Source organism: Azotobacter chroococcum (assembly GCF_002220155.1).
GTDB lineage: Bacteria > Pseudomonadota > Gammaproteobacteria > Pseudomonadales > Pseudomonadaceae > Azotobacter > Azotobacter chroococcum.
Genome location: NZ_CP011837.1, coordinates 21,081 through 42,152 on the forward strand (window position 1 = coordinate 21,081; position 21,072 = coordinate 42,152).

Annotated in this window: 16 protein-coding genes and 4 pseudogenes; 15 read left to right on the forward strand and 5 right to left on the reverse strand. The window is 61.2% G+C overall.

All coding sequences use genetic code 11. The features are described 5' to 3' along the window. Nucleotides 1-1,023: 1,023 nt before the first annotated feature. From ACG10_RS24000 to ACG10_RS22930, 3 genes are all read right to left on the reverse strand, one after another. Nucleotides 1,024-1,185, reverse strand: coding sequence for a hypothetical protein (locus ACG10_RS24000; RefSeq protein ID WP_157731521.1), 162 nt, complete (start codon nucleotides 1,183-1,185; stop codon nucleotides 1,024-1,026). Between the two features lie 149 nt (nucleotides 1,186-1,334). Further along, nucleotides 1,335-2,312 carry an IS5 family transposase gene (locus ACG10_RS22925; protein WP_089170174.1) on the reverse strand — a complete coding sequence of 326 codons (978 nt, stop codon included), beginning with the start codon at nucleotides 2,310-2,312 and terminating at the stop codon, nucleotides 1,335-1,337. Between the two features lie 585 nt (nucleotides 2,313-2,897). Beyond that, the gene (locus ACG10_RS22930) at nucleotides 2,898-3,830 is read right to left on the reverse strand and encodes a DNA-binding protein (RefSeq protein ID WP_089170175.1); all 933 of its coding nucleotides are present in this window, start codon (nucleotides 3,828-3,830) and stop codon (nucleotides 2,898-2,900) included. Nucleotides 3,831-4,168: 338 nt separating this feature from the next. Here ACG10_RS22930 and ACG10_RS22935 point away from each other — a divergent pair, with 338 nt between their 5' ends. From ACG10_RS22935 to ACG10_RS22965, 6 genes are all read left to right on the forward strand, one after another. Next, entirely contained in the window at nucleotides 4,169-4,504 is a 336-nt protein-coding gene (locus ACG10_RS22935) for a hypothetical protein (protein ID WP_089170176.1), read from the forward strand. A gap of 317 nt (nucleotides 4,505-4,821) precedes the next feature. Next, nucleotides 4,822-5,061 (forward strand): hypothetical protein, encoded by a 240-nt coding sequence (locus ACG10_RS22940; RefSeq protein ID WP_040107161.1) that lies wholly within the window; start codon nucleotides 4,822-4,824, stop codon nucleotides 5,059-5,061. A 49-nt stretch (nucleotides 5,062-5,110) separates the two neighbouring features. After that, nucleotides 5,111-5,407 carry an HU family DNA-binding protein gene (locus ACG10_RS22945; protein WP_089170177.1) on the forward strand — a complete coding sequence of 99 codons (297 nt, stop codon included), beginning with the start codon at nucleotides 5,111-5,113 and terminating at the stop codon, nucleotides 5,405-5,407. Nucleotides 5,408-5,687: 280 nt separating this feature from the next. Continuing rightward, nucleotides 5,688-6,989: an AAA family ATPase gene (locus ACG10_RS22950; RefSeq protein ID WP_089170178.1), complete on the forward strand. Its 1,302-nt coding sequence runs from the start codon at nucleotides 5,688-5,690 to the stop codon at nucleotides 6,987-6,989. Continuing rightward, on the forward strand, nucleotides 6,977-7,669 hold the full coding sequence (locus ACG10_RS22955) for an HNH endonuclease family protein (protein ID WP_089170179.1): 693 nt from the start codon (nucleotides 6,977-6,979) through the stop codon (nucleotides 7,667-7,669). Before ACG10_RS22950 ends, ACG10_RS22955 begins: the two co-directional genes overlap by 13 nt. Before the next feature lie 542 nt (nucleotides 7,670-8,211). Next, on the forward strand, nucleotides 8,212-9,141 hold the full coding sequence (locus ACG10_RS22965; RefSeq protein ID WP_069086482.1) for a malate dehydrogenase: 930 nt from the start codon (nucleotides 8,212-8,214) through the stop codon (nucleotides 9,139-9,141). Nucleotides 9,142-9,330: 189 nt separating this feature from the next. On the opposite strand, the pseudogene ACG10_RS22970 reads toward ACG10_RS22965, so the two are convergent. Continuing rightward, nucleotides 9,331-9,582, reverse strand: a pseudogene (locus ACG10_RS22970) (Tn3 family transposase); the annotation flags it as partial. A gap of 272 nt (nucleotides 9,583-9,854) precedes the next feature. Here ACG10_RS22970 and tnpA point away from each other — a divergent pair. The 3 genes and pseudogenes from tnpA to ACG10_RS22990 all read left to right on the forward strand — a co-directional run. Continuing rightward, a complete protein-coding gene (gene tnpA, locus ACG10_RS22975; RefSeq protein ID WP_089170181.1) occupies nucleotides 9,855-10,184 on the forward strand; it encodes an IS66-like element accessory protein TnpA in 330 nt (109 codons plus the stop codon). A 124-nt stretch (nucleotides 10,185-10,308) separates the two neighbouring features. Further along, a pseudogene (locus ACG10_RS22985) lies at nucleotides 10,309-11,010 on the forward strand (IS3 family transposase); the annotation flags it as partial. 475 nt (nucleotides 11,011-11,485) lie between these two features. Further along, nucleotides 11,486-12,253, forward strand: a pseudogene (locus tag ACG10_RS22990) (IS5 family transposase); the annotation flags it as partial. 12 nt (nucleotides 12,254-12,265) lie between these two features. Here the strand turns inward: ACG10_RS22990 and ACG10_RS22995 are convergent. Continuing rightward, nucleotides 12,266-12,634: pseudogene (locus ACG10_RS22995) on the reverse strand (ISAs1 family transposase); the annotation flags it as partial. A gap of 559 nt (nucleotides 12,635-13,193) precedes the next feature. Between ACG10_RS22995 and ACG10_RS23000 the strand changes: the two are divergent. The 6 genes from ACG10_RS23000 to ACG10_RS23025 all read left to right on the forward strand — a co-directional run bounded on the left by ACG10_RS23000 (nucleotide 13,194) and on the right by ACG10_RS23025 (nucleotide 21,013). Further along, nucleotides 13,194-14,384 carry an outer membrane beta-barrel protein gene (locus ACG10_RS23000; protein WP_232487317.1) on the forward strand — a complete coding sequence of 397 codons (1,191 nt, stop codon included), beginning with the start codon at nucleotides 13,194-13,196 and terminating at the stop codon, nucleotides 14,382-14,384. A 66-nt stretch (nucleotides 14,385-14,450) separates the two neighbouring features. Then, nucleotides 14,451-14,990 (forward strand): polysaccharide biosynthesis/export family protein, encoded by a 540-nt coding sequence (locus tag ACG10_RS23005; RefSeq protein WP_089170182.1) that lies wholly within the window; start codon nucleotides 14,451-14,453, stop codon nucleotides 14,988-14,990. A gap of 90 nt (nucleotides 14,991-15,080) precedes the next feature. After that, the gene (locus tag ACG10_RS23010; protein ID WP_089170183.1) at nucleotides 15,081-15,830 is read left to right on the forward strand and encodes an IS5 family transposase; all 750 of its coding nucleotides are present in this window, start codon (nucleotides 15,081-15,083) and stop codon (nucleotides 15,828-15,830) included. A gap of 320 nt (nucleotides 15,831-16,150) precedes the next feature. Beyond that, nucleotides 16,151-18,385, forward strand: coding sequence for a GumC family protein (locus tag ACG10_RS23015; RefSeq protein ID WP_089170184.1), 2,235 nt, complete (start codon nucleotides 16,151-16,153; stop codon nucleotides 18,383-18,385). 114 nt (nucleotides 18,386-18,499) lie between these two features. Then, entirely contained in the window at nucleotides 18,500-19,225 is a 726-nt protein-coding gene (locus tag ACG10_RS23020) for a tyrosine-protein phosphatase (RefSeq protein WP_089170185.1), read from the forward strand. A gap of 330 nt (nucleotides 19,226-19,555) precedes the next feature. Continuing rightward, nucleotides 19,556-21,013, forward strand: coding sequence for an undecaprenyl-phosphate glucose phosphotransferase (locus ACG10_RS23025; RefSeq protein WP_408608452.1), 1,458 nt, complete (start codon nucleotides 19,556-19,558; stop codon nucleotides 21,011-21,013). The last annotated feature ends 59 nt before the right edge of the window (nucleotides 21,014-21,072 follow it).

Genomic DNA, 21,072 nt, shown 5'->3' on the forward strand with positions numbered 1-21,072 from the left:
GAAAGCGGCTCGAGCAATCCGTGAAAGCCCCTCTCGAATCTGCTGAAAGCCCCGTCAGCACTGGGCTCAGCCTTTTTCAGGAGGGCTGCAAAGACTGAAATCGGAAAATCTTCTGAACGCTGCCGGCAAATCTCCTGAAAACCTCGTCGGGCAGGAACACAGCCCCTCCCGTCGTCATCGGCGGGCCGTTCGCTGTCGCTCCGACACCGGCCCGGCCCGATTGAATGGGCGGGGCTCCCGCTTGCTCGGCCGTCGTCGTCATTCGACGACCGTTTGGCGATCGTCCGTCGCTCGCCAATCCGCCCCACGCAAGGTCGTGCTCGGTCCGTCGTCATTTGACCGCCATCCGATGTGCGTTTGGAGCCTTTACCGGGATTCGACTCTCTCCTGCCTGGTCCTCGTCGTCATTTGACGGCCGTCCGGTGTGCGTTCGGGGCGTTTGCCGACGTTCGACTTTCGCTTGCCCGGTGATCGTCGTCATTCGACGACCGTTTGGCGATCGTCCGTCGCTCTCCAATCCGGCCCGCGCAGGGCCGTGCTCGGTCTGTCGTCATTTGACCGCCGTCCGGTGTGTCTGCGTGGGGCGTTCGCCGAACACGGCCTGCGACTTTTTCCCAAAAGCCCCCAGGCGATTCGCTTCCGGTCGGCGTTGGCCAACCAAAAGTTGACGGCTCTCGCTCGATGCTGGGCCGGGAGAGGCCGTGATCGGCCCGGTCCTGCCCCACGGAAGAGGAGAGGAGGAGAAGATAAGGAGAAGATATTTCCTGGCCAGCGAGCGTTTTGATCGACGACTTTCTGAAAATGAGCAGAAGTCCCTGCGGAGAGACTTCTGCTAGTTGGACAGCCGGGGCTACTTCAAAACGCAGGACAACTTTCCGTAAACAGCGTCTCCGGCATGACGGCTTCAATAAGGCCGTTCATGCCGGGACCGTCAAACGGAGAGAAATATATTTTCCAGGTTATCACTTCCCGGCCGGTGTTCGTTCGAAGCAGAGCGCGAGCTGCTGGATGTTCGAGGCCCGCTCAGTTCACAAACCAGCGCCCGAAGCAATACACGCTATAAACCGACAGAATATTTCCTGCGAGCAGGATCTCCAAACTTCTCAGCCAGACGGAAAGTTTGAGCACGATGCCGAACAGCAGCGCAAACATAATCAGCGTTAGCGGAATGCTCAGCAGTTTCATGAAGGAAAGTCTGAATTAGCCCCGACATTTCCTACCCGAGCACTCGATTGCTCAAAAAAACGGCAGTTCCGTGGCTATTGAGGCCGATACCTCTTTGCAAATCCATGTCTTGCCCTTGACGAGGCGCTTTGCCGGGATGATTCCCCGCATTACGGACGCACCTCTCCTGCCACCCGCAGATGTTTTCGCGCCATCCACAGGTTCGACAGGGCGAACAGCGTCACCAACTGCGCGGTGTTCTTCGCCAGGCCGCGGAAGCGCACCTTGACGTAGCCGAACTGCCGCTTGATCACCCGGAACGGATGCTCGACCTTGGCCCGCATCTGCGCCTTGGCTTTCTCGATCCGCCGTTTGACGCGATACAGGACACTGCGCTTGCCGTGCTTCTGGTAGGTGCTGCGGCGAGCCGCGATCTGCCAGACGACTTTCCGTCCGGCATGCTCCGGACGCTTCTCGACACCGACATAGGCCGCATCGGCACCGACCAGGTTTTCCTCGCCATGCAGCACCTTGTCGACCTGGGTGACATCCGCCACGTTGGCCGCCGTTCCCACCACGTGATGCACCAGGCCCGACTCGGCATCGACGCCGATATGCGCCTTCATGCCGAAGTAGTACTGGTTGCCCTTCTTCGTCGAGTGCATTTCCGGATCGCGCTTGCCGTCCTTGTTCTTCGTCGAGCTCGGCGCATGGATCAGGGTGGCGTCGACGATGGTGCCCTGGCGCAGCGACAGCCCGCGCTCGCCCAGGTAGCCGTTGATCACCTCCAGCATTCCGCCGGCCAGTGCGTGCTTCTCCAGCAAGCGGCGGAAGTTGAGGATGGTCGTCTCGTCCGGGAGGCGCTCCAGACCCAGGCCGGCGAACTGGCGCAGCAGGGGCATCTCGTACAGCGCTTCCTCCATCGCCGGATCGCTGTAGCCGAACCAGTTCTGCATCAGGTGCACGCGCAGCATGGCGGCCAGCGGGTAGGCGGGCCGACCGCCTTCGCCCTTGGGATAGTGGGGTTCGATCAGGGCGATCAGCCCCTGCCAGGGCACGACCTGGTCCATTTCGAGCAGGAAGCGCTCGCGGCGGGTCTGCTTGCGCTTGCCGGCGTATTCGGCATCGGCGAAGGACAGTTGCTTCATCGGGAAACTCGGGCAAGGGGGCGGGTGTAGTTCACCAGAATCGGGAAGTCTTTTTCAGGATTTCCTGAAGAGACTGCCGCGCAGCAGACTGGGCTCCTCCAGTTCGTCCCAGTATTCGGACAGACAGAACGGACAACAATTGGAGATGGGTTTTCCGCCGCCGATTCTCCATCCATTAACGCCTGGGAGACCACGGCTATAAATGACGCGTGGCACCCTCCAACGATTACAACGCCTGCACAACACAGAACTGCCTGCCATACCTTTTCTCCTGATGGGGCTTTCTCTGAAGTGGACACGCCACTCCAGGTCGAGCATCTCCTCCCTGAGATAAAACCCAAGCCGGGGTCTTTGGCTTGCACACGCCCGCTGCCGGCAGCCCGGTTCAGCCCTTGAATCGCCTTCTGGAAGGGAAGGCCGCAGGGTTCGGAGGACATCGCCACGGTTGCCGGCTGTCCCGTCCTCCCGCTGGCGGCTCTGCCGCCCGACGTCATCGCCGCTCGGAGGGGCTTCCCGTCCCGCTGGCGAGAGCCCTTGCAGCGGCTTGCCGACCTCGCCCGGCGCCCGGATGCCCGCCGGTCCGTTCTAGCTATGCTCGCCGTCCTCCGACGCCCTGCCGGCAGGGATTTTCAGCCGAGCCAGCAGCGCGGCCAGGGCGGCGCCATGCGCCTGTTCGCTCTCCAGCTTGCCGGCCAGCCCCGCTGCCCGTTCGCGGGCTTCGGCGGTGTCCTCCTGGGCCTTGGCGGTGGCCGCCCGGGCAGCGACCAGTTCCCCCAGCAGTTGGTCGCGCTCCAGGCGGGCGGCCTGGGCCAGTCGCTCGGCCTCCTGGGTCTTGCCGGCCTCGATCATGTCCCGCTGGGCACGCAGGGCGGCGACGGCCTCCTGGGATTGCCGCAGCTCGCCAGCCAGGCTGGCCGTCTCGCTGCGGGCACGCGCGTGGTCCTGGTGCGCGCGGTCGAGTTCGGCACGCAGATCCTCGGCGCGATGCTCGATCTCCAGGGCGCACGCCTCGGCCCGCTCGGCCCTGGTCAGGGCTTCGGCCAGGGCCGCACGAACCTCGGCCAGCGTCTGGGCGGCCTGCTGCGCGGCCTCCTGGTGGGCACGGTCGGCCGTCTCCAGCAACGCCTGGGCTTGCTCCCGCTCGCGCGCTTGCCGCTCGTAAGCGTCGGCGATCTCCTGACGGTCGCGCTCAGCCTCGCTGCGCTCGGTTTCCCAGGCGGCCTGCGCGGCGCGCAGCGACTCGTTGGCCAGCTGCTGGGCGGTCTGCCACAGGACGACCAACGCCGTGCTGTGCGCCTGGGTCACGGCCTCGGGCACGGTGACGGCAAGCGGAGCCGATTGCGCCCTCTGCGCCCGCCGCCATTCGCGCATCACCACGCTGGCCGCGTTCATGTCGACGCGCGCCTGGCGGCGCACCGCGTCAACGGTCGGCATCGCCTCGCGCCCGTTCTGTTCGTACAGCTCCTCGGCAGCCTGGAGGACACGATCCCGCACGTCGGCGGGGATGGCGGTGGACATGGGCAAGGCTCCTGCCGGTGATGAGGGGGTAATCATAATATAAGAATAATAAATATATAATTATTCTTATTATTTTGCTTGTTGGTCACCCTTCCGCCGAGCGGATAGCCCTCAGCCATCCCCCTGCCACGCCGGTCCTGCTCGCCAGCAATCCCAGCCCGGCCCATCCTGGCAGGCGGCAGGCCCTCAACCCGAGGGGGCGAAGTCAAACGGCACGCTTTTTTCGCTTTCCAAGACGACGCCTGGAGGCCCGGGCACGAAAACCCTGTGCCGGCGGGCTTGGGTTTTTGCGCAGCGGTGTTACCAAGGAGGTGCATCTCAACCCAAGGAGACTGTTCATGAACCCATTACCCCTGCGGGCCGAGGCGATCGGCCTGGTCCTGTTCTCGTTCCTGCCCGTGGCCCTGCTGCTGGTGGGCGGATTCGCCGTCTGGGAGTGGTGGTACCTCGACCGCTTGCCGATCGAGGCCGCCGCCACCCATGGCATGGATGAACGCCTGACGCCAGGGGTGCTGGCGATCGTGGTGTTTGCCCTGTGGATGGGAGGGCTCCTGGCTCTGGTCGGCCGGGTCCTGGCCTTGAGGGTCATCGCCCGGTACCGCTGGCCGTTCAGCGCTTCGTGCGCCCTGCTGCTCGGTATTCTGTGGGTGACCTGCCAGACGCTGGCCCTCTGAGGAAAAGGGGGCCGCCCTGATGAGGCGGCCCCTTTGCCAGCCCATCGATCCTGGCTGGCCACCGGCGACTTTCTCCCGGGCGACTATCCCGCAATGCGGTACACCGATCACCCGTGGTTACCGCAGGTGAACCTTGGCCGTCAGCTCCCACTCGGCGGCTCTGGAGGGGAAACGGCCTGGCGAAAGCATATCCCCCCAGGCTGGACGATCCGACTGAACCTTGGCGCCCGGAAGCGGCCTACGGGATAATGTGTGGCTTCAAGGAACGCCGTAACGGATACGCCCGCGTGGATACGAAACAGCTGCTCGAAGCCGAAATGCGCGAGGCCCTGGGACTGGCGCCCGCAAAACCCGCGCCCAAACGATCCGGACAGCGTCCGTCCTACATCCAGGTGGAACTGAGCGTTCGCAAGAGCAGTGGCGGCCCCGCCTTTCGCTTCGAGCACCGGTCCCGTTCGCTCAGCACGCTGGAAGCCCAGCTCGAGGCCGAAAAGCTCGTGCGCCAGAAGGGCTGGGAAGTCTGGGCCGTGCTGGACGTACGTCAGGTCTCCGAATAACCCCACGGCCTGCGCTTCAGGCCTTCACCTCCCCTCAATGGAATATCCAATGAACAAAGCCGAGCTCATCGACGCCATCTCGACCGCCACCGACCTGCCCAAAGCCACTGCCGCCCGCGCGCTGGACGCTTTCACCGCCAGCGTTACCACGGCCCTGCAACAGGGGAACGAGGTGACCCTGGTGGGCTTCGGCACCTTCACCGTGAAGGCGCGTGCCGCCCGCGAAGGCCGTAACCCACAGACCGGGGCCGCGCTCCAGATTGCGGCCGCCAAGCTGCCAGGCTTCAAGCCGGGCAAGGGCCTGAAAGATGCCGTGAATCGGGAAGGGTCCGAGACGGCAGTCTGAGGGACCTGCGGCACGATCTGCCGGGATTTGGTGGGGCCAATGCGACTGGACTGTAGGTGAGTGCCCATGGAGAACAAGGCACGGAATATTGTCGTGCCCCGCTCGAACTTGGCCATGCCGATGAGCATGCTCAGCCCCATGCGACTGAACTGGCGTGGTGGTGGCTCGGCCAAGCTGCACAGGCCTGAGCCAGCCGCCTGGATGGGGTCGGTAATTTCCACCTGTTGCGTAAACTACTGCACCCGTCCCAAGGTCCTGCCCCCACTGGAGAACAACGTCCATGCTGAACAGCCTCATGCTCGAAGGCGTCGGTCCCGCCGAGCGGCTGGACATCGAGTTCAAACCTCGCCTGAACTTCCTGACCGGCGACAACGGTCTGGGCAAGAGCTTCGTGCTGGATATCGCCTGGTGGTCGCTGACCCGTACCTGGGCGCGAGGCGTGATGGCGGCTCCGCGTCTTGATGCCAGGCAGTCAAGCATTGATTACTGCTACACCGGCAGTGCAGGCCCGTTTGCCTATAAAAGCCGGTTCGACCATCAATCCCAGCAATGGTCGGTCAAGCAAGGTCGTCCGGCCGTTCCGGGCGTGGTCATCTATGCCGGCGTGGATGGCAGCTTCTCGGTCTGGGATCCGGCGCGAAACTACTGGAAGGCCGAAAAGGAAGACACAGCCTCCCCGAGTCGGCCGCGCAGCTTCGACTTCACTCCGGACGAGGTCTGGAATGGCTTGCTTTCCAGCGATGGCAAGACCCAGCTGTGCAACGGGCTGATCCACGACTGGGTGTTGTGGCAAGAGGGCGGCAAGCCTGCTTTCGACGATCTGGTGAAGGTACTGGATGCCTTGTCGCCCTCTGGCGTGGAGAAGCTACGTCCAGGCCAGCCCATGCGAGTAGGCGACAGCGTCAAGGAACAGCCGTCGCTGCACATGCCTTACGGCCAGGATGTCCCGCTGCTCCATGCTTCGGCTGGCATGCGCCGTATCACGGCATTGGCCTATCTGCTGGTCTGGACCTGGCGCGAGCATCAACTGGCCCATGAGCGCTACCGTGTCCCGCAAGCTCGGGAAATCATTTTCCTGATCGACGAAATCGAGTGCCACCTGCATCCGCAATGGCAGCGCCGTATCGTGCCAGCCCTGCTCAATGTCATGAATGCGCTGACCGGGACTCGGGATGTGCCGGTGCAACTGCTGGCTGCTACCCACTCGCCGCTGGTACTGACCTCAGTCGAGCCGGAGTTTGATCGTGAGCGTGACTGCATCTGGGACTTCGATCTGATCGATGGTGAGGTACAGGCGGCGCTTTACCCCTATTCGCGCAAGGGGGATGTGAATGCCTGGCTGTCTTCCGAGGTGTTCAATTTGAAAGAACCCAGCTCCGTGCCCGCCGAAGAGGCGCTGGAGCAGGCCCGTGCCTTCCTGCGAGAAGTCGCAGCGACTCAGCAGCCGCTGACGACTGAACAGAAACAGAAGCTGCAAGACATCGACGAAAAGCTGCGTGCCAGTCTGAGCGATGTGGATGCCTTCTGGATTCGCTGGAGCCAGTTTCGCGAGCAACAGGTAGGACAGGCATGCTCAGGGTAGAGATGGCCGCTGAACCCGTGGATTTCGATACCAAGGTCAGGAAACCCGGCCTGCGGGCCATTGCCGAGCTGGTGGGCGAAGCCGATTTGCCCAAACGCCGTGGTCGCCCTCGAAACGCGGTAGCGGCAACGCGAGAGCAGATCCCCGCCGACAAGTTTCCGGCCATCTGGACCAGGGCCCTGCCCGAATTGCTGGATGCCTACGGCAGGGTTTGTGCCTATATGAGCATCTACATCGAGCCTGTGACAGGTGCAGCCTCGGTGGATCACATGCTGCCCAAGTCTCTCGACTGGCGCGAAGTCTACGAGTGGCGTAACTACCGGCTGGCCTGCTCATTGATGAACAGCCGCAAGAATGCCTATCAGGATGTGCTGGATCCTTTCGAGATCGAGGATGGCTGGTTCCGCCTGGAACTGGTCGGCTACCAAGTTATCCCCGGCGCGAACCTTGACCCGGAAATCCATGGCCATGTCGAGGCCACCATCGAGCGCCTGAAGCTCAACGGCCACGATTGCCTGCAACTCCGCGAGGACTATGCCACGGCTTTTTTCCAGGGCGATATCAGCCTGGACTATTTACGCCGGCGAGCTCCGTTCCTGGCCAGGGAAATTGAAGCGCAACAGCGGCTGGCTGTTCTGTCCGAGCTGGCTGCCATGGATCAGGAACTGGGGTTGGGCTAGGAAGTAAACAAGGATTGATTTGACAAACACCCAACGACTGACCCAGGGCCTGCAGCAGGCATTCTTTGCAGAATGCCGCATCGTGACCCGGGGCAGAGCTTGGGGTTTGGGGAGCAACGGAACAGAAAGTGCACTTAAGCCCGGTGCCGGCCCGCAAACCCTTGTGGCGTCTGGTGAGTTCGGAAAAACCACCGTTTTATGAAACCGTTTTCGCTATCGCGGGGAAAGGCCACCAACACCCGAAAATCAGTGCGATAAACCCGTCTCACGAATCAAAGTTCGTTAATTCGCAGTCGCTGACGAGTAAAACAAACTCTAATTCGGCTTACGTTGGTTTTCAGTTCCATTGCTACCCAAACCCAAACCCAAACCCAAACTCTGACTTGCCCAGCAAACGTCGGCAAGGGAGATGTCCCTGGGGCTAGGACTGCCCATTAGCGACGGCTTCGGCCACCTTCGGGTGGCCTTTTTGCATTAGCGGGTAATACTTCTCTGCAAAGGTGGGCGTGTTGCTGGTGGCGCGCGCCGCGGGGAGGTGTGAGGTGAACAAGCTATCAATTGTGGGTGTCGGTATGGTGGGTGAGGCGGCGGCTCAGATCATCGCCCGGGAAGAGTTCTGTCGTGAGTTGATGTTGATTGATGTGCAGGGTGAGTTGGCACAGGGCAAGGCGCTGGACGTCTGGCAGGCGGCAGTTGAGTCAGGTTCTGATACCAGGGTTTACGGCGGGTCCAATGCCGAATTGCTGCAGGATTCTGACCTGGTGGTGATTACGGCGGGTGTGCCCCGCAAGCCTGGTCAGTCGCGCCAGGATGTATTGAGTATCAATCTGCCAATTCTCGATAGCATCATGCTGGATATTAATCGTCATGCTCCGGCGGCGACGGTGTTGGTGGTGTCGAACCCGGTCGACGTGCTGACCTATCGGGCTTGGTGTCTCAGTGGGCTGGGACGCGACAGGGTGTTCGGGCAGGCGGGGGTGCTGGATACAGCGCGCATGAAGTGTTTCATTGCCGAGGAGACAGGGTTTTCTGCTCGGGATATCACGGCGCTGGTGCTGGGAGGGCATGGCGATAGCATGGTGCCGCTGATGCGATACTGTGCGGTCGGTTCGGTGCCGCTGTCTCACTTCCTGTCCAGTCAGCAGATAGAGCGGATTGTGGAGCGCACACGTCAGGGTGGCGGCGAGATTCTGGGTTTGAAGAAGCTGGGGAGCGCCTGCGATGCGCCGGGCGTGGCAATTGCACAGATGGTGGATGCTATCGCCAATGGGCGAAACCGCATTTTGCCGGCGGTCGCGATTCTCGAGGGCGAGTACGGGCGAACAGGTATTGCCATGGGTGTCCCCTGTGTGCTGGCAGAGGAGGGGGTTGTGCGGGTGATCGAGTTGTCTCTGGATGCGCAGGAGCAGGCGATGTTCGACCGCTCTGCAGATCAGGTGGTGCGTGATATTGCTGAAATGAATGCTTTGTGAGCGGGGGTATATGAGGGGGTTTTGGGCACAAGGGGGATCGTGTCCCGGGAAGTGGTGTAACTGGGTCTAGCCGAAGCGCCCAGAGGTTCACTGCGCATCGCTTGCGCACCTGCCCTGGGCCTGTCGTTCATGCCTAGAGTGCGGGGCAGCGACTGAGCTTAAGTGCACTTCCTGTTCCGTTGCTCCCCAAACCCCAGCATGCACGCGGCGGCGCAACTCGACGCTTTGCAGCCAGTCGAGGATGAATAACGTGCGCTCGATCCGGCCCAAATCGCGCAGCGCCACGGCCAGGCTATTCTGGCGTGGGTAGCTGCCGAGCTTGCGCAATATCAGCGAGGCGGTAACGGTGCCCTGCTTGATCGAGCTGGCCAGGCGCGGGATGTTGTCCCAGTGGGCACGGACGTGGTTGATGTTCAGGATGCCACCGATCAGTGTAAGCAATGGGATGGACTCCTCCTCATCCCACTCGGCGCCGATGCGCCAAGATGGCAGGTGTGAGTCGCCAGCCATCTTCAGGTTGAGGAGAAGCCCAATGAACATTACCCGGGTCGGTGTCGATATCGCCAAGTCAGTGTTCCATGTGCATGGCGTGGACCGCCATGACCAGGTCCATACACGTCTGGCCAAGTCATCTGGCTTGAACCCGCCAGGCTAAGAGAGGGTGTCCACCTATTTATCGTGGACACCATTTCAAGGCTTTCAAGCGGGGAATCATGCAGCGACGTTCTTATTCCAAGGCCTTCAAGGCGCAAGTCGTGCAGGAGTGCAGCCTGCCCGGCAACTCGGTTGCCAGCGTGGCCCTGAGCCACGGCATCAATACCCATGTGGTTCATCGATGGCGAAGACTGGCAGCCTGCCCTCCGCCGCCCGAAGCAGTGCCCGCATTTCTCCCGGTGACGCTGGAGTTGCCCACTCAGTCCGTGGCTTCCAGCCAGGCGGAGATCCGCATCGAGATTCCCCATCGCCGCACGGCCTTGACCGTGCACTGGCCGGCGGGCGATGCCGAAGGCTGTGCCCGGTTCGTGCGCGAGCTCCTGCAATGATCCGCATCGATGCCATCTGGCTCGCCACCGAACCACTGGACATGCGGGCCGGAACGGAAACGGCCCTGGCCAGGGTGGTGGCGGTCTTCGGTGCGGCCAAGCCGCACAACGCCTACCTGTTCGCCAACAAACGAGCGGAGCACGTCGCCTGCAACTGGAGTTGGCGAAAGACGGCTTTATTGCTGGGCGTGACCGTATTGCCCGCCTGCGTCGCGAGCTGGGCCTGCGATGCCGGCAAAAGCGCAAGTTCAAGGCGACGACCCATTCGGCGCATACGCTGCCGGTGGCAGAGAACGTACTGGAGCAGGTCTTCGAGCCGACCCGCCCCAATGAGGTCTGGACAGGCGATATCACTTACATCCCTACCGATGAGGGATGGCTGTATCTGGCTGGTCTGAAGGATGTATTCACTTGTGAAATCGTCGGCTACGCGATGGCAGAGCGCATGACCACCGAGTTGGTGAGCCTGGCGCTGTTTCGGGCAGTTCAGCACAAGCGCCCTTCACCCGGACTCATCCAGCATACCGATCGTGGTAGCCAGTATTGCGCCAAAGCTTATCGCGGCCTGCAGGAGCAGTTCGGCATGGTGACGTCGATGTCTCGAAAGGGGAACTGCTTCGACAACGCACCGATCGAGAGCTTCTGGGGATGCCTGAAGAACGAACTGGTATACCACCGCCGCTTTGCCACCCGAGCCGAGGCCGAAGCCGCCATCAAGGAGTACATCGAGATCTTCTATAACCACCAACGTCGCCACTCGCGGCTTGGCTATTTGGCCCCTGCTGAATTCGCCAAGAGGTATCAGGATTCGGCAGCGGCCGCTTGAGACGGGGCTGTCCGTCATTGACAGGACACCTCAAAACCGACATATATGCACTAGGAGCTTCAAGAAAGAGCGAAGGAAGCGCGCTGTTCGAAGTAGAGCCTGTGAACAGGCCCGTGAGCCAAGACTCCAGCCACAACGCTCAACCTCCCCCTTACTTCCTTGCAGCACCTGAATGCAGCTTTCATACCCGATACTCTTGGAGGTTTTCGCCTGCACGAAAGCCAGGGTTTTTATATGTCTTCAGGATCAGACATCAAATCCTGGGGCGGTAGCGTGCCTGAAAGTTCATATTGAGCGCCTGCCAAGCGAACTCTGAAATGGGGCAACCTTGACTGGGCAGGATGCCGAGAAAGTTCAGCCATTTCACGCTTTCTACGAAACGTCAACAGGCCCTAACAGGCCGTTGAAAAAAGCCAGAGCCCAACCGGCTCTGGCAAAATGCTTCATCCTCTTCATGCAGCCCCAACTCAAGCCGATGCGTGGACTCGACCTCAAGCAAGACGAGCTGTTCAGCTACACGACGCTGGAGCAGCGCATCCCCAGCGATCATCCGCTGCGCCCACTGCGCAAGCTCGTCGATACCGTCCTGGCCTCGATGGATCAGGACTTCGACGGCTTGTACTCCACGCTGGGGCGGGCCTCGATCGCACCCGAGCGGCTGTTGCGCGCCTCGTTGCTCCAGGTGATCTACACGGTCCGCTCGGAGCGGCAGCTGGTCGAGCAGATCGACTTCAATCTGTTGTTTCGCTGGTTCGTCGGCTTGTCGATGGACGAGCCCATGTGGGATCACTCGACCTTCAGCCAGAACCGCGACCGGCTGTTCAACCGGGAGGTGGCGCGTCTGTTTTTCCAGCGCATCAAGTCGCTGGAGCAGTGGTCGGAGCATGCCAGCAACGAGCATTTCAGCGTGGACGGCACCCTGATCGACGCCTGGGCCTCGCACAAGTCCTTCGTCAGGAAGGACGGCGGCGAGCTGCCGAAGGTTGGCACCCGCAACCCCTATGCCAACTTCAAGGGCGAGAAACGCAGCAACGCCACCCATCAATCGGTCACCGATCCCGAGGCCCGTCTGGCGCGCAAGAACAACGGCGATGCCAGCCGCCTGGCGCATATGGCACACACGATGATCGAGCACCGCAGCGGGCTGATCGTGGACGTGGAATGCACCGAGTTCGCCGAAGTCGAGGCCGCGCTGGCCATGCTGGAGCACACGGCCAACGAGGGCGATATGCCGGGCGTCGAAGCTCGGCAGGCTGTCCTGCATCCAGCGCGCGAAGGCGTCGGCGAAAGCCTTGCGCTCCAGGCGTCCGATGACGTCGCTGAGGGTGTCGTGCGAGGGAATACCGTTGGGCAGCGGCAGGAACTCGCGCAGCCAGGCTTCGTTCTCGTGGGCGAAGTCCTCGATGCCGACCCAGTCGTCATAACCGCACAGGGTGGCGCAGAGCGTGATCATGACGATGTCCTGCAGGGCGTGCAGCTTGTTGCGGGTTTCGCGCCGTGGGTCGACGAGCTTGGTGAAGTAGGGCTGGGGATTGGGCAGCATGATGGGGCTCGGAAAAGTCTTGTCCGTTACCGCTAATCCTCGTCCAACGCAAGAGCGATGTAGCGCGATTGCCCTGGCCATTCAAGGGGGACGCTTGACATGAAGAAAACCTTTTTCACCCTTTCCCAAGGGCTGCTCCTAGCCACCGGCCAGACCTTTGCCAAAGAGGCAACCCTGGCAACCCTGCAAACCGCCAACATCCCCCTCCCCTGACGGCAGAGCAGAACGAGGCCATAACCGCCGCCCAAAACGAAGCGCTGGTCAACATCATCCACCCAGACTACGCCCTCGCTATCGTCAATGCATCGATCATGCAAACAAAGGTGACACGAACTTGGCAGCCACAATTACCCAGAATGCCGTTGATGCCAACGCCACACAGAGCGAAGTTCTCAAGGTCGCTATCATTATGGCATCAGTGGCCACCAGTTATCAAGCCACCAACGGCTTTAGTAGCGGTAGCGTTGGCGACGGTAGTAGTCATACGCCCACAAGTCCTAACTGATCTCCAACTGGATTGTCATGACAACCGTATTCCCAGAGTTCCGACAGCCAGCTTGTTCCTTGCTCCTTCTTCGGAGGATCGAGGGGGAACAAGCCATGCCCATACCGGCAGCATACGGAAAGGCCATAAGTTCCCATGAGCAAGAAGTACCCTCTTCACGCGTTGACGGCCGCCCTTTCGGCCACTGCTTGCGCCAATGCCTGGGCCGTCGAGCCACAAAGCATCAAGCTGGCGGATGGAGTGCAATTCACCCCCACCCTGCAAGTCAGCGAAAGGTACGACGACAACTTCCGTGCTGTCGAAGACCACAAGGAGTCTTCCTGGATCACCCGTCTCACCCCGACCTTCGCCTTGGGTGCGGAGGGTCACAAAGGCCGCTACGAAGTGAAGTACAGCTCCGAGAGTGAGATCATTCACAGCAGCCGTAACGATGACAACACCGACCACCACCTCACTGCAGAGGCCGCCCTGCAATTTGACGTGCGCAATCGGCTGCAACTGAATGCCGGCTACCACCGGGTCGAACAAGTTGATTCCGACAACTCGGACAACTTGGAAAAGTTGAATAACGAAAACGATAAGTTTAGCACCATTAATGCCAGCGCACTATATAGCTTCGGCGCCCAAGGCGCACGCGGCCAGATCGACATGGGCGCCAAACACGAGAAGCTGCGCTACCACAATAGAAATCATATCAACGACGATCTGGAACACGAAAGCACCACCCTGAACGCCATCTTTTACTATCGGGTAGCACCGAAAACCCGTGCCTTGCTGGAGACCCGCTATACGGACTACAACTATGTCTCCAACGACATGCGCAACAGCAAGAACTACGCCCTGCTCGGTGGCCTGACCTGGAAGGCCACGGCTAAGACCAGCGGCACCGTCAAGATCGGTAGCGAAAAGAAGCGCTTCGAGGAATCCGGCGTCGACAACATGTCCAACTCCATGTTGGAAGTCGGCATTGACTGGAAACCGCGGACCTACTCGACCTTTAGTTTCACCACCCGCCAGGCCATCGACGAAAGCTACGAGTCCGGCATCGGCGCCTCCGCAGTCAAGAGCACCAGCATCAGTTTTGATTGGGAACACAAGTGGGGCGCTCGCCTGTCCACCAAAACCAGCTACGCCCGTAGCGAACGGAAGTACCAAGACTACGAGCGCGACGACGATCTAGATGCCTTCGGAGTCGACCTGACCTACAAGCTGCGCCGCTGGCTGGACGTTGGCATCAGCTATAGATACGCCACGAACGACTCTTCTCGCGAAGGCGAAGGCTACGACCGCAACATCTACGTCTTCAACATCACCGCCAGTCTGTGACTCACTGCCCAAGGCACTGCGAGTTCGTGCAGTGTCCACCGGCACAACTCAAGAGAAATCGCGCTTATGGCAATCCGTCATTTTCTCAGCCTGATACTGGGTTTTCTAGTACTTAATGGCAGCGTCGTACTGGCGGCAGGCAACTCCACCTATCGACTGGCTTCGGGCGATGTCATCCGCATCAATGTCTTCGGCGAGCAGGACCTCAGCATCGAGGAAGTCCGCCTGACCGACGCCGGTACCTTTTCTTACCCCTTCATCGGCGAAGTTCTTGCCAAGGGCAAGACCAGCGCCGAACTCGAACAATTGCTGACCGATAAGCTCAAAGGCGACTACCTGGTCAATCCGCGCGTCTCGGTCAGCGTCCTGAAATACCGCGAGTTCTACATCAGTGGCGAAGTCAAGGAGCCCGGCGGCTACCCCTACCAACCTGGCCTCACCCTGCGCCGCGCCATCGCCCTGTCCGGCGGCCTCACCGAATTGGCCTCCACCGGACGCATCACCATCATCCGAGACCTAGACCCGAACCGCGTCCCGGAAAGGGTCAGCTTGGACACTCTGGTTTATCCTGGCGACAGCATCACCATCGATCAGGGGTTCTTCTAGGGGCTGTTGACGTTTTGAGCCAGGAGGACGATGAGGAGGAAAAAACCTGCAAAATCAAGGTTCCCACACCGATCCCTCCGCAGGCTGGCAATGCCCCGATTGATGCTCACTGACGAACTCTGGTCGAAGCTGGAAAAAGTTCTGCTCCAGCAAGACATCTACCAAAAGCCGGATCTGCGCATCACAGTCGAGGGCATGCTCTACCGGATGCGCGCAGGCTGCCCCTGGAGAGACCTGCCCAGCGCCTTCGGGCGCTGGAACTCGGTCTACAAGCGCTTCAATGCGTGGTCGGCGGCCGGCAAGTGGCTCAAGGTTTTCCAGGCATTGATCGAGGAGCCCGATCTCGAGTGGGCGTTCATCGACGGTACCTATATGAAGGCCCACCAGCACAGTGCCGGTGCGGCCAGCGATCAGCCCGAAGCCATTGGCAAAAGCCGCGCAGGAAACACGAGCAAGATTCACCTGGCCGTCGATGCGCATGGACTGCCCGTGGCTTTCGAGATCACCGGGGGCAACGTCAATGACTGTAGCTCGGCCCCCGAGCTGATTGCCCAGCTGCCGTCCGCCGAGGTGATCGTGGCCGACAAGGGCCATGACAGCGAGCGCATTCGCGAACAGATCGAGGCGCAGGGCGCCTTGGCGGTCATTCCCCGAAAGCGCAACTCGCTCAAGGGCAATGGCGATCTGGACCGGGGGCTGTATCGCTACCGGCATCTGGTCGAGAACGCCTTTGCGCGGCTGAAGCATTACCGTGCCGTGGCGTTCCGCTACGACAAGCTGAAGCGAAATTACGAGAGCATGGTAGCCATGGCCTGTGGGTTTCTATGGCTCCCCATGTGAATCGTCAACAGGACCTAGCAATTTCACAGGCTGGCTATGCCAGCTTTTTCAAATGACGTTTTTGACCTTGGCCGCAACTTGGCATCGCGGTCATGGCCCAAACAGGCCTCCGGAACAGGCTCTGTTTGTTGTGCGGCAACGCACCGTCAGCGAGAGCGGGAACTCCCGCGCCCCCCAGCAAAGCCCAGAACATGCTCCGACACTCAACTGCGACATGATTTTAGGCGGCCTTCAAAAGGGCCCCCAAAAAGGCGCGCCCGGTACGAAAAATATCCTGTATGCCCACTCCTTCATTCGGAGTTTCCCGAAACATGGAAAGTATGGAAAGTAATGCCCAGACTCCTGCACGTCCCTGGATTGCCCAATACGGGGATGACGATGAAACCGATCTGCTGCAACTATGGCAGACCATCTGGCACCGCAAGTGGAGCATCCTCTCGCTGGTAGTGGTGGTCATGATGGTCGCGGTACTCGTCGTCCAGAGCATCATCCCCACATACCGTGCCGCCACCACCGTGCTAATCGAGGAGAAGCAGGCCAACGTGGTCTCCATCGAGCAGGTCTACGGCCTGGAGGGCTCTGGCAAGGAGTACCTGCAAACCCAGTTCGAACTGCTCAAGTCGCGTGCTCTGGCCGAGCGCGTGGTGCGGGAACTCAATTTGACGACCCATCCCGAGTTCGACCCACGCCAGCAACCCGAACCGCTGATCGACATCCGCGGCCTGCTCGCCAGCGTCAATGCCAACAAGGCAGTGCCGACCACCCTGCCGGAAGATCTAGAAGAAGGCGTCGACCCAACCGAAGCACAGATCTTCAATGCCGTCACCCATGCCTTCATGAAGCGCATCAGCATCGAACCGGTAGGCAAGAGCCAGCTGGTCAAGGTCCAGGTCGACATGGCCGACGCCCGCCTAGCCGCCCGTGCGGCTAACGCCCTGGCCAACGGCTTCATTGAGAGTCAAATGGAAGCGACCATGAATATGTCCGCGACCGCCACCACCTGGATGAACAGCCGCCTCGGCGAGCTGCGCGAAAAACTGAAGGAAGCCGAAGAGCGTCTGCAGGCCTTCCGCGAAAAGGAGAACCTGGTGGATGTGGACGGCGTGGCCACCATCAGTGCCGCCGAACTTTCGGCAACCAGCGACCGCATGATTGATGCTCGCCGTCAGCGCGCCGAGGCCGAAAGCCTCTATCGCCAAGTCCAGACCAGCCGCAGCGCCGGCTGGGAACGCCTCGCCACTATTCCGGCAGTACTGGGCGACCCCTTGATCCAACAGTTCAAGGCCAACGAAGCCAGGGCCAAGGCCAAGGTCGAAGAACTGGCCAAGCGCTACGGCGACCGTCATCCGACCATGGAGGCCACCCGTACCGAACTCGCCGCCGCTTCCGCCAGCCTGCGCGGTCAGGTGGAACAGGTCATCGCCGGCATTGAGCGCAACTACCAGATGGCCGCCGCCAACGAGGGTTCCCTGCGCGCCTCGGTGGAAGCCAACAAGGCGCAGATCCAGAACATCTCGCGCAAGGAATTCCAGGTCCGCGAGCTGCAGCGTGAAGTGGATGCCAGCCGCACCCTCTATGAAACCTTCATGACCCGCTTGAAGGAAACCGCCGCCACCGCCGACCTGGAAACTGCCAACGCCCGCGTGGTCGACACAGCCACCGTGCCAACCACACCGGTCAAGCCGAAGAAGGCTCTGATCGTCGCCCTGGCCGGCCTGCTCGCCCTGCTCGCGGGCATCGGCATCAGCCTGCTGCTGGCTACTTTGAACAATACCTTCAAGTCCACCGAAGATATCGAGGGCAAGCTCAACCTGCCGGTGCTGGGCATCTTGCCGCTGGTCAAGAACAAGCAACGCGATCAGATCGCTCACCTCTTCACCAGCAACGAGGACAAAACATTCTCCGAATCGATCCGCACCATTCGTACCGGGCTGATCTTGTCCGGCATAAACTGGCCGCACAAGGTCCTGGTAGTCACCTCCTCCGTTCCCTACGAAGGCAAGAGCACCGTGGCCGCCAACCTGGCTTTTGCCCTCGGTCAGATTGAAAAGACCCTGCTGATCGACGCCGACCTGCGCCGCCCGACCTTGGCGAAGAATTTCGATTTCCCGGTCGGCACTCCTGGCCTGGCCAACCTGATCGCCGCTACTGCCCGGCTGGAGGACTGCATCAGGCAGGTGGATGGCATCGACATTATCGGCGCCGGCGCTGTCCCGCCGAACCCGCTGGAGCTGCTCTCCTCGCCGCGCTTTGCCAAGACCATCGAGCTGCTGAAGAGCAAGTACGAACGCATCGTCATCGACTCCCCGCCAACTCAGGCCGTCAGCGACGCCACTGTTCTCGCCACCCAGGCCAATGCGCTGATCTATGTGATCAAGTCCGAAGCTACGCCAATCCCACTGGCACAGAAAGGCATCGGCCAACTGCTGCAGAGCAACGCCCCAGTCACTGGCGTCGTCCTCAACCAGGTCGACGTGAAGAAAGCGAAGAAATACGGCTACAGCTACGGCGGCTACTATGACTACTATGGCTACAGCAGCACCCAAAGGGCCTGAGCCACACAGGCCTCCCACGCGCAAGCGTGGGAGCCATTAATTTTTCATAGACGATCGCTCCCACGTGGGAGCGCAATCCGGCCGCTTGGCAGCCAACCTCCACACATCCCCATCATGATCGACCTGCACAACCACCTGCTTCCCAGCCTCGACGACGGCGCGCCAGACTTGGAAACCGCCCTGCAACTGGCCTGCTTCGCTGTGCAGGATGGCATCACCCACCTCGTCTGCACTCCACATATCCATCCCGGCCGCTACGACAATACCCTTGCCGGTATAGAGATGGTGCGAGACGAGTTTAGCGCTGCCCTAAAACAGGCCGGCACCCCCCTGCAGATCGCCGCCGCCGCCGAAGTCCGCTTCGGCCTGGAGCTGATGGACGGTTTCACCCGCGGCACCCTGCCCTTTCTCGGCGAATGGCAGGGCAATAAGGTTTTGCTCCTCGAATTCCCCCATGGTGAATTCCCCTTCGGCGCCGAACGCCTCACCCAGTGGCTGCTGGATCGCAAGGTCATGCCCATGATCGCCCACCCCGAGCGCAACAAGGGCCTCCTACGCAGCCCGACCAAACTCAAGCCCCTGCTGCAACAGGGCTGCCTGTTGCAGGTCACCGCCGCCTCCGTTGCCGGCCGCTTCGGCATGGCCGCCCAGAAATTCGCCCATGCACTGCTGGAGCAAGGCCTAGTCAGCGTCCTCGCCAGCGATGCCCACAACCTGCAATACCGCCCGCCGCTGATGAGCGAAGGCCTGGAGCACGCTGCCCGCCTTATCGGCGACATCGAGGCCGAACGCCTGGTTGAACACACTCCCTGGCAGATCGCCCAGAGCCACTTCTCATGAACACCAGTCTTGACATGCAACTGGCCGGCCCCCTGGCGCCTCGTCATCAACCGTGGCTTGGCCGAATCGGCCCGGTCGCCTAGACACAACTTTCGCTTCGAGCGCGCGGCCGTGCTCGAAGCCACTCGGCACACGGCGAGCTTCAGTGCGCAGGAAGCCAGGAGTCTGCGCAAAATGGCGAGGCTTACAGGCATAGCGAGCAAGATTTGCCTGTGCCTCCGCATCAGCGAATGCCCCTACTAACCCTAGATATCAAGGCAGTTCAGGATGACAGCCGATACCGCTACACCACACCAGTCAACCTATAAGACACTCCATCACAAAACTCCGATTCAGCACGCCCTGGGAACCATCGACTTCTCCCCGGGCACAAGCAACCGGGCATTCAAGGCCAGAGCCACCAGCAAACCCGACCACTCGCTACCCGGCGGCCGCGGTCTCACCTTCTGGGGGCAATGGCTGGTGGCCCTCGGCCTCTCCACCCTGCTGCTGTGCGCCCTCGCCCAGCTCAAGAACGGCGAACTCGACACGCCGTACCGCATCCTCGCGGTCATCGCCGTGCTGGCCTCGGTGCCCGTCTACTCGCTGCTCGGCGTCTATCACAAGCGGCACGGCTACCTGACCGGCCTCACCCGACTGTTCGCCGGCTGGCTGCTGCTGCTCACCGGACTCATGGTGGCCGCCTTCGTCACCAAGACCAGCGAACTGTTCTCCCGCGAAGTCACTCTGACCTGGGCTGTGCTCGGGTTCGCCCTGCAGGCCGGCACCTTCCTACCGCTGCATCACCTCTCCCGCCGCTATCATCGGAGGCTGCAGGGCGAGCGTACCTCACTGATCGTCGGCACCGGCGAACTGGCCCTCGAACTCGCCGACACGCTGGTCCGGATCAAGCGCGAGCCCCTGGTCGGCCTGGTCGCCTCCGAGACCAGCGAACTGCCCAGCAACAGCCTCCATCCGATCATCGGTCGCCTCGAACACCTGCGCGCACTGATCACCGAATGCAATATCCGCCGCCTGTACATCGCCCTGCCGCTGGAAGAAACCGACCTGATCAAGGGGCTGTATATCGACCTGCTCGACGCCAGCGTCGATGTGGTGTGGATACCCGACCTGGCCAGCCTGATGCTGCTCAACCACTCGGTCAACGACATCGACGGCTGGCCGGCCATCCACCTCAACGAAAGCCCGCTCACCGCCTATCCCACCGCCGCCCTGACCAAGGCCGTCCTGGACCGCACTATCGCCCTGCTGGCGATCCTCGCCCTCAGCCCGCTGATGCTGGCCATCGCCGTCCTGGTCAAGCGCTCCTCGCCGGGGCCGATCATCTTCAAGCAGCAGCGCCACGGCTGGAACGGCCAGATCATCAAGGTCTACAAGTTCCGCTCCATGCGCCTGCACGCCGACGCGCAGGTCAAGCAGGCGTCCCGCGAAGACCCGCGCATCACCCCTATCGGCCGCTTCATCCGCCGCACCTCCATCGACGAACTGCCGCAGTTCTTCAACGTGCTGCAGGGCCGCATGTCGCTGGTCGGCCCGCGCCCCCACGCCGTGGCGCACAACGACTACTACACCGGCAAGATCGACGCCTACATGGCCCGCCACCGCATCAAGCCCGGCATCACCGGCCTGGCGCAGATCAGCGGCTGCCGCGGCGAAACCGAAACCCTGGACAAGATGCAGCAGCGCGTCGAGCTGGACCTCGCCTACATCAACAACTGGTCGCTATGGCTGGACCTCAAGATCCTGATCAAGACGCCGTTCACCCTGCTCTCCAAGGATATCTACTGAGCCTTCCCTCGTTCGGGAAGTACCCCTAGGGCGACAGCGGACCAACGGTCCAGCCAACG

Excerpts from the sequence above, each read along its gene's own strand:
- ACG10_RS23000 (WP_232487317.1), top strand. The coding sequence starts at position 13,194 with ATGAGCAAGAAGTACCCTCTTCACGCGTTGACGGCCGCCCTTTCGGCC.
- tnpA (WP_089170181.1), top strand. The coding sequence starts at position 9,855 with ATGCAGCGACGTTCTTATTCCAAGGCCTTCAAGGCGCAAGTCGTGCAG.
- ACG10_RS22950 (WP_089170178.1), top strand. The coding sequence starts at position 5,688 with ATGCTGAACAGCCTCATGCTCGAAGGCGTCGGTCCCGCCGAGCGGCTG.
- ACG10_RS22945 (WP_089170177.1), top strand. The coding sequence starts at position 5,111 with ATGAACAAAGCCGAGCTCATCGACGCCATCTCGACCGCCACCGACCTG.
- ACG10_RS22940 (WP_040107161.1), top strand. The coding sequence starts at position 4,822 with ATGCGCGAGGCCCTGGGACTGGCGCCCGCAAAACCCGCGCCCAAACGA.
- ACG10_RS23020 (WP_089170185.1), top strand. The coding sequence starts at position 18,500 with ATGATCGACCTGCACAACCACCTGCTTCCCAGCCTCGACGACGGCGCG.
- ACG10_RS22935 (WP_089170176.1), top strand. The coding sequence starts at position 4,169 with ATGAACCCATTACCCCTGCGGGCCGAGGCGATCGGCCTGGTCCTGTTC.
- ACG10_RS24000 (WP_157731521.1), bottom strand. The coding sequence starts at position 1,185 with ATGAAACTGCTGAGCATTCCGCTAACGCTGATTATGTTTGCGCTGCTG.
- ACG10_RS22930 (WP_089170175.1), bottom strand. The coding sequence starts at position 3,830 with ATGTCCACCGCCATCCCCGCCGACGTGCGGGATCGTGTCCTCCAGGCT.
- ACG10_RS22925 (WP_089170174.1), bottom strand. The coding sequence starts at position 2,312 with ATGAAGCAACTGTCCTTCGCCGATGCCGAATACGCCGGCAAGCGCAAG.
- ACG10_RS23010 (WP_089170183.1), top strand. The coding sequence starts at position 15,081 with ATGCCCCGATTGATGCTCACTGACGAACTCTGGTCGAAGCTGGAAAAA.
- ACG10_RS22955 (WP_089170179.1), top strand. The coding sequence starts at position 6,977 with ATGCTCAGGGTAGAGATGGCCGCTGAACCCGTGGATTTCGATACCAAG.
- ACG10_RS23015 (WP_089170184.1), top strand. The coding sequence starts at position 16,151 with ATGGAAAGTAATGCCCAGACTCCTGCACGTCCCTGGATTGCCCAATAC.
- ACG10_RS23005 (WP_089170182.1), top strand. The coding sequence starts at position 14,451 with ATGGCAATCCGTCATTTTCTCAGCCTGATACTGGGTTTTCTAGTACTT.